Source organism: Neobacillus sp. NPDC093127 (assembly GCF_044754175.1).
Lineage (GTDB): Bacteria > Bacillota > Bacilli > Bacillales > Cytobacillaceae > Neobacillus.
This window is the reverse complement of record NZ_JBIVOP010000006.1, coordinates 251,501-257,500: the sequence shown is the minus strand read 5'-3', so window position 1 is coordinate 257,500 and position 6,000 is coordinate 251,501. Positions and strand designations below refer to the sequence as shown.

Here is a 6,000-nt window from a genome sequence, read left to right as displayed (position 1 = left end):
GCGGCGACGTGTGGAGCTGACTGATACTAATCGTTCGAGGACTTATCCTAATGATTATTCGTTTTTACAAACTTCTTCTGCATTATCTAGTTTTGAGGGAATGAAAAAAAATTAAATTACCTCTTGAAAAATATGAAAAAGACATTATAATAAAATAGTGTCTGATAAATGGTCTGGCAGTAATGGCGAGAAGGTCACACCCGTTCCCATACCGAACACGGAAGTTAAGCTTCTCAGCGCCGATGGTAGTTGGGGCAGGCGCCCCTGTGAGAGTAGGACGCTGCCAGGCTGTTATACAATTATTCCGCAGTAGCTCAGTGGTAGAGCTATCGGCTGTTAACCGATCGGTCGTAGGTTCGAGTCCTACCTGCGGAGCCATTTTTATGGAGAGCTGTCCGAGTGGCCGAAGGAGCACGATTGGAAATCGTGTAGGCGGGTAACCCTGTCTCAAGGGTTCAAATCCCTTGCTCTCCGCCATTAAATTATTTACGATATGGCCCCTTGGTCAAGCGGTTAAGACACCGCCCTTTCACGGCGGTAACACGGGTTCGAATCCCGTAGGGGTCACCAATTGGAGGATTAGCTCAGCTGGGAGAGCATCTGCCTTACAAGCAGAGGGTCGGCGGTTCGATCCCGTCATCCTCCACCATATTTACTTCTTTTTATTGTCGCGGGGTGGAGCAGTCCGGTAGCTCGTCGGGCTCATAACCCGAAGGTCGCAGGTTCAAATCCTGTCCCCGCAATTCGGTCTGGTAGTTCAGTTGGTTAGAATGCCTGCCTGTCACGCAGGAGGTCGCGGGTTCGAGTCCCGTCCAGACCGCCATATGTTGGCTCAGTAGCTCAGTCGGTAGAGCAAAGGACTGAAAATCCTTGTGTCGGCGGTTCGATTCCGTCCTGAGCCACCATTTATTTCTTGATTGCCGATGTAGCTCAATTGGTAGAGCAACTGAATCGTAATCAGTAGGTTGGGGGTTCAATTCCTCTCGTCGGCACCTTAAGCTGACATTAACGTATTATATGTGGAGGGGTAGCGAAGTGGCTAAACGCGGCGGACTGTAAATCCGCTCCCTCCGGGTTCGGCGGTTCGAATCCGTCCCCCTCCACCATTTATAGGGGTATAGTTTAAAGGTAGAACGAAGGTCTCCAAAACCTTTGGTGTGGGTTCAATTCCTACTACCCCTGCCAATTATATTGTGGCGATTGTGGCGAAGTGGTTAACGCACCTGATTGTGGTTCAGGCATTCGTGGGTTCGATTCCCATCAGTCGCCCCATAATATTTATTATTGGGCTATAGCCAAGCGGTAAGGCATCGCACTTTGACTGCGACATGCGTTGGTTCAAATCCAGCTAGCCCAGCCAATTTGCGGAAGTAGTTCAGTGGTAGAACACCACCTTGCCAAGGTGGGGGTCGCGGGTTCGAATCCCGTCTTCCGCTCCAAAATACGGCGGCATAGCCAAGTGGTAAGGCAGAGGTCTGCAAAACCTTTACCACCGGTTCGAATCCGGTTGCCGCCTCCATAAGAATTTGCCAAGTATGGATAAGAATAGGTATTTAGATTTCGCCGGGGTGGCGGAACTGGCAGACGCACAGGACTTAAAATCCTGCGGTAGGTGACTACCGTACCGGTTCGATTCCGGTCCTCGGCACTTGCTTTACCTAACATTTTAATATGCCGGTGTGGCGGAATTGGCAGACGCGCACGACTCAAAATCGTGTTCCGTGAGGAGTGTCGGTTCGACCCCGACCACCGGTATCATCTCATCGCTTGCCAATGCGATGAAATCAACGTTTCTTATATTTTGTAAGAAGCGTTTTTTATTTATCTCCAATACGATTCTTAGATACTGAAAAATACAGGGTTACGGTCGTTTATAGAAGTTTAAGCGACCTGAAAAAAAAATAGGTGATAAGGTCGCTTCACAATCCAATTTAGCATTTACGAGACCTCATGTGGTTTGGCATGTTTTGCGGAAATGATAATGAGTAATCAGGGAAAACTATAAAATTATAAAAAAACCGAGCGTTTCCTGTCCGCTCGATTAATGACTCTTCCCATATTGTGTTATACCAAAATAATCACTAGCTGCATATCCGTTGTATTTTACATCTAAATCATGAAAAATTCTATGAACACGGATTAAGAACTTTATGTCCTTCTTTTCATTGGCACTTTCAAGTAAATCTTTAGCATTTAGGAAATCCACTTTTAAATCTTGATCCTCAACCCCATTAATTATTTCAGTTAGATTATTTTGGTACTCGTTATATTGATTTTGAAAAACAGCAAAACTAAACTTTTCACTTCTTCCCCAACACAGCGCATCATTCCAATAATCATGGTTGCTAGAGATGTATTTTCCAATAACCGCCTCATCTATTTTCGATTGTTCAAGATGTTGAACTGGCAGTTCTTTAGATGTCATCGTGCTATTCTTGATAAAAATCATTGCAGTTAAACCAATCACAATAACTAGGCAAAAAAGAATAGCAATAATGATCGGTTTACGTTTAATCATTCTCACCTCATTCGAAATAGACTGGCTTTAAAACTAGATTAGCAAATATTCCTGAGAAAGTCATTTATTAACCTTAAAAAAGAAGTATACAAATAAGCTTGGAAGTCCAAAAAAATTCGACATAATTCGCAAAATCCTCTTGACGATTGTCAAAAAGGTATGTATTATTATAAAGGTCAGTTGGTTCATGGAATTGTCACAAATTCAAACAAATGCGGGTGTAGTTTACTGGTAAAACCTCAGCCTTCCAAGCTGATGTAGTGGGTTCGATTCCCATCACCCGCTCCATACATATTAACTAACGCAGTGTATCGTTACATAGGAGAACGATGCATTGCGTTTTTTTCTTTTTTTAAACATGAAGGACTAATCCCTAATAGAAAAACCTCGATTAGTCCTTCATCAAACAGGTGAATCCAAATAAGTCGCATTTGGCCCATATTGTGACCGTACGTTGGCAAAAACCGCAAGGACGGTCACAATAAGTGGTTTATTACAATTGAATCCACTGAATCACTATTGCGCGCCCCGCCCCTTTCTACAATAAAAGATGCCTTAGCGGCACCCAAGAATACGATAGGAAGCTTCTCCGCCATGTATTTGTGTAAACATGTTCATTAACGATTCGGTCAGCTTTTTAGCATTGTCGCAATCGGTTGAGGGTCTTAAATAAATGATCTGCAAAGCATTTTTCGTGTTATACGTAACAGGGGTTCTATTAGAATCGACAAAGGGACTTCCAAACGGTCCTTTTTGGTCAGAAGAAACAATGAGCCGCTCCAAGGAATTTTTTCTCCCATTTAATCCTGTGTACTCCTCGCCTTCATTACCAATGCGTATTTCCACTAATCCTTGTAACAGATCAAGATCGTAGATTCCAATTGGTACTTGATATTGCAGCGAGAAAAAATTATTGATATCAATGCCACTTTGAACGGAAGGAAGATAATTTTGCTTTTGTACTCTTCTATATAGTGCTTCAACAGAAGGACGATAACGGTTTGGGTCTTTTCCAGTCTTTTTGAAAATACCTCGCCATTCCTGTATACCAGGAAGGTCTGTAACATGTTTATTCTCCAAATCAAAATAAATCGCCTCTTGAAAAAGCTGGAGTCTTCCTCTTAGCATTTGTGGTGAATCCCCAACCATGATATTTCTGTATTCAATAACACCTAGCTTAAAGTCGGGAATTTGCTCGATTATTTCCGATGAAAGTTGAATTTCCAACCATTCCACCTCCAAAATTGATTGAAAATAGTTTATCATAAATAGATGTGCTACTAATAATATAACAACTTAATAGATGAAATAAGATGGAAAGGCGGTTAAGACGGTGGATGTAAAAAAGTTAAAACAAGAACTCATTGCTTATAGTAAAGAAATCGGAATCGATAAAATTGGCTTTACTACTGCTGACCCATTCACCGAATTGAAAAACCGGTTAATAAGACAGCAGGAACTTGGTTATCAATCAGGGTTTGAAGAACCGGATATTGATAAAAGGGTGACCCCTGGATTACTTCTTGAGGAGCCACGCTCAATCATCTCAATCGCACTCGCTTATCCGTCCAAAATGGCTGTCCGTGTGGAAGGGAAAAAAGGAGAGCGACGGGGGATTTTCAGCCGGGCCTCTTGGGGAATGGACTATCATCATATTCTTAAAGACAGGCTGAAAAAGCTGGAAGAATTCATCATCACCAAGGCACCAGATGCGCGGTTGAAATCAATGGTCGATACCGGGGAGCTTTCTGACCGTGCCGTTGCCGAAAGGGCGGGAATTGGCTGGAGTGGAAAAAATTGTGCGATTATTACCCCGGAGTTTGGCTCCTATGTATATATCGGAGAAATGATTACCAGCCTGCCATTTGAGCCAGATACGCCGATTGAGGATCAATGCGGGTCATGTACAAAGTGTTTGGAGGCTTGTCCGACATCTGCTTTGGTGCAGGGCGGACAAATTAATGCCCAGCGTTGTATTTCCTTTTTAACGCAAACGAAAGGGTTCATTCCTGATGAATTTAGAGATAAGATCGGCAACCGTGTCTATGGATGCGATTCCTGTCAAACGGCTTGTCCGCACAATAAAGGAAAGAACTTTCATTTCCATGATGAACTGGAACCAAATCCAGAAGTGGCCAAACCATTATTGAAGCCGATATTAAAATTAAGTAACCGCGAATTCAAAAATCAGTTTGGCAATGTAGCAGGGTCTTGGAGAGGGAAGAAGCCAATTCAAAGGAATGCCATCATGGCACTCGCCCATTTTAAGGATGAAACAGCAGTGCCAAACTTAATTGAAGTCTTAGAAAATGAAGCTAGTCCTGTGTCGAGAGGAACGGCTGCCTGGGCACTTGGAAAAATTGGCGGCGAAACGGCTTTATTCGCTCTAAAAAGCGCGCTAACAAGCGAATCGGATAAAGATGTACTTACTGAAATCGAAAAAGGATTAAAGTTATATAAATAAAAAAGTGCGATATCAAATTTATATCCATGAATGGGTTGGGAATTGAAACTCTTGTCAGTTTTTAAATTCTCCTTTCTATCATATGTATGAAATGAGAGGAGTGGAAGGCTATGAATAAATCGTTTCAAGAGCTTTTTGACACAAGGGTCCATCAATTTGTCTCTGATAAAAGAAGTCACAAGGTTTTTTTTCCAAAGGCCGAAAAGAAACAACAGGCGTTTGCCAAGCGATCCGCTGAAATTGTAAAAGTGAAAGCAGCAGGCAGGATCATCGAGGAATCTGACGAAGAAGAATTTCAAACCGTCAAATATCTTGCCCATTATCAATACTTAATAAAACAAAAGGGTATTCTTTATATGGAAGAAGAAGTAGAAATGAGAGTGGCCAAGTTTTATAAAGACGCGTTGGTTTTGGATGAGGAAATGAATCCAGTAGAGGTTCAAGAACACGATGCGATCCCTGTTATACCTGATTTTGAGATGAATGGGGAACGGCTAAGCTATCAATATAATCGCTTGAGGGCGGTGCAATATGCGGAGCGCTGGTGGAATAGCTATAACCCTGCCTATAAAAAGTTTGAAAATGATTGTACGAACTTCATCTCTCAATGTCTGCGAGCAGGAGGGGCACCGATGAGAGGATTTCCGAACCGTGGGAGTGGCTGGTGGCTGCAAAATAAAAACTGGAGCTATAGCTGGACTATGGCCCATTCATTGCGCCAGTATTTGGCTAATTCAAAAAGCGGCCTAAGGGCTAGGGAAGTCAGGGGTCCTGACGAGTTGTTACTAGGAGATGTCATTTGCTACGATTTTGAAGGGGACGGCCGATTCAATCATAATACAATTGTTACGGGCAGGGATGCCAATGGGGAGCCGTTAGTTAATGCCCATACCTATAACAGCCGGATGAGGTACTGGGCATATGAGGATTCTTCTGCCTATACTCCAAATATCAAATATAAGTTTTTTACCATTGTCGATGAATAATTGTTTGTCCTTGAATGGATGAAGGAAAGTGG

The 6,000-nt window shown here is 42.8% G+C and carries 4 protein-coding genes, 17 tRNA genes and 2 rRNA genes (1 of these 23 running past the window's edge); 21 read left to right on the top strand and 2 right to left on the bottom strand.

What is annotated here, in order from left to right:
• From ACIQCO_RS11335 to ACIQCO_RS11250, 18 genes are all read left to right on the top strand, one after another.
• Positions 1-50: ribosomal RNA gene (locus ACIQCO_RS11335) — 23S ribosomal RNA — on the top strand; its annotated part reaches 2,539 nt to the left of the window's first position; the annotation flags it as partial.
• Between the two features lie 122 nt (positions 51-172).
• Positions 173-289: ribosomal RNA gene (gene rrf / locus ACIQCO_RS11330) — 5S ribosomal RNA — on the top strand.
• A gap of 14 nt (positions 290-303) precedes the next feature.
• Positions 304-378 (top strand) — tRNA-Asn (locus ACIQCO_RS11325).
• A 7-nt stretch (positions 379-385) separates the two neighbouring features.
• A tRNA-Ser gene (locus ACIQCO_RS11320) sits at positions 386-477 on the top strand.
• 18 nt (positions 478-495) lie between these two features.
• A tRNA-Glu gene (locus ACIQCO_RS11315) sits at positions 496-570 on the top strand.
• Between the two features lie 3 nt (positions 571-573).
• Positions 574-649 (top strand) — tRNA-Val (locus tag ACIQCO_RS11310).
• 20 nt (positions 650-669) lie between these two features.
• Positions 670-743: transfer RNA gene (locus tag ACIQCO_RS11305), tRNA-Met, on the top strand.
• 3 nt (positions 744-746) lie between these two features.
• Positions 747-823: transfer RNA gene (locus ACIQCO_RS11300), tRNA-Asp, on the top strand.
• A 6-nt stretch (positions 824-829) separates the two neighbouring features.
• Positions 830-905: transfer RNA gene (locus ACIQCO_RS11295), tRNA-Phe, on the top strand.
• Between the two features lie 14 nt (positions 906-919).
• A tRNA-Thr gene (locus tag ACIQCO_RS11290) sits at positions 920-992 on the top strand.
• 29 nt (positions 993-1,021) lie between these two features.
• A tRNA-Tyr gene (locus ACIQCO_RS11285) sits at positions 1,022-1,106 on the top strand.
• Positions 1,107-1,111: 5 nt separating this feature from the next.
• Positions 1,112-1,185, top strand: a tRNA-Trp gene (locus ACIQCO_RS11280).
• Between the two features lie 11 nt (positions 1,186-1,196).
• Positions 1,197-1,272, top strand: a tRNA-His gene (locus ACIQCO_RS11275).
• Positions 1,273-1,285: 13 nt separating this feature from the next.
• Positions 1,286-1,360: transfer RNA gene (locus tag ACIQCO_RS11270), tRNA-Gln, on the top strand.
• Between the two features lie 4 nt (positions 1,361-1,364).
• Positions 1,365-1,439 (top strand) — tRNA-Gly (locus tag ACIQCO_RS11265).
• A 6-nt stretch (positions 1,440-1,445) separates the two neighbouring features.
• Positions 1,446-1,519, top strand: a tRNA-Cys gene (locus ACIQCO_RS11260).
• 43 nt (positions 1,520-1,562) lie between these two features.
• A tRNA-Leu gene (locus tag ACIQCO_RS11255) sits at positions 1,563-1,648 on the top strand.
• A gap of 25 nt (positions 1,649-1,673) precedes the next feature.
• A tRNA-Leu gene (locus ACIQCO_RS11250) sits at positions 1,674-1,755 on the top strand.
• 286 nt (positions 1,756-2,041) lie between these two features.
• Here the strand turns inward: ACIQCO_RS11250 and ACIQCO_RS11245 are convergent.
• Positions 2,042-2,518 carry a hypothetical protein gene (locus ACIQCO_RS11245; RefSeq protein WP_400428507.1) on the bottom strand — a complete coding sequence of 159 codons (477 nt, stop codon included), beginning with the start codon at positions 2,516-2,518 and terminating at the stop codon, positions 2,042-2,044.
• Between the two features lie 214 nt (positions 2,519-2,732).
• Between ACIQCO_RS11245 and ACIQCO_RS11240 the strand changes: the two genes are divergently transcribed.
• Positions 2,733-2,806, top strand: a tRNA-Gly gene (locus ACIQCO_RS11240).
• Positions 2,807-3,073: 267 nt separating this feature from the next.
• Here ACIQCO_RS11240 and ACIQCO_RS11235 read toward each other — a convergent pair.
• The gene (locus ACIQCO_RS11235) at positions 3,074-3,745 is read right to left on the bottom strand and encodes a B3/B4 domain-containing protein (RefSeq protein WP_400428505.1); all 672 of its coding nucleotides are present in this window, start codon (positions 3,743-3,745) and stop codon (positions 3,074-3,076) included.
• 106 nt (positions 3,746-3,851) lie between these two features.
• Here ACIQCO_RS11235 and queG point away from each other — a divergent pair, with 106 nt between their 5' ends.
• Together queG and ACIQCO_RS11225 are read left to right on the top strand one after the other, a co-directional pair.
• Complete coding sequence (queG, locus tag ACIQCO_RS11230; protein ID WP_400428504.1) at positions 3,852-4,982, top strand: tRNA epoxyqueuosine(34) reductase QueG; 1,131 nt, start codon at positions 3,852-3,854, stop codon at positions 4,980-4,982.
• 110 nt (positions 4,983-5,092) lie between these two features.
• The gene (locus ACIQCO_RS11225; protein ID WP_400428503.1) at positions 5,093-5,968 is read left to right on the top strand and encodes an amidase domain-containing protein; all 876 of its coding nucleotides are present in this window, start codon (positions 5,093-5,095) and stop codon (positions 5,966-5,968) included.
• Positions 5,969-6,000: the final 32 nt, after the last annotated feature.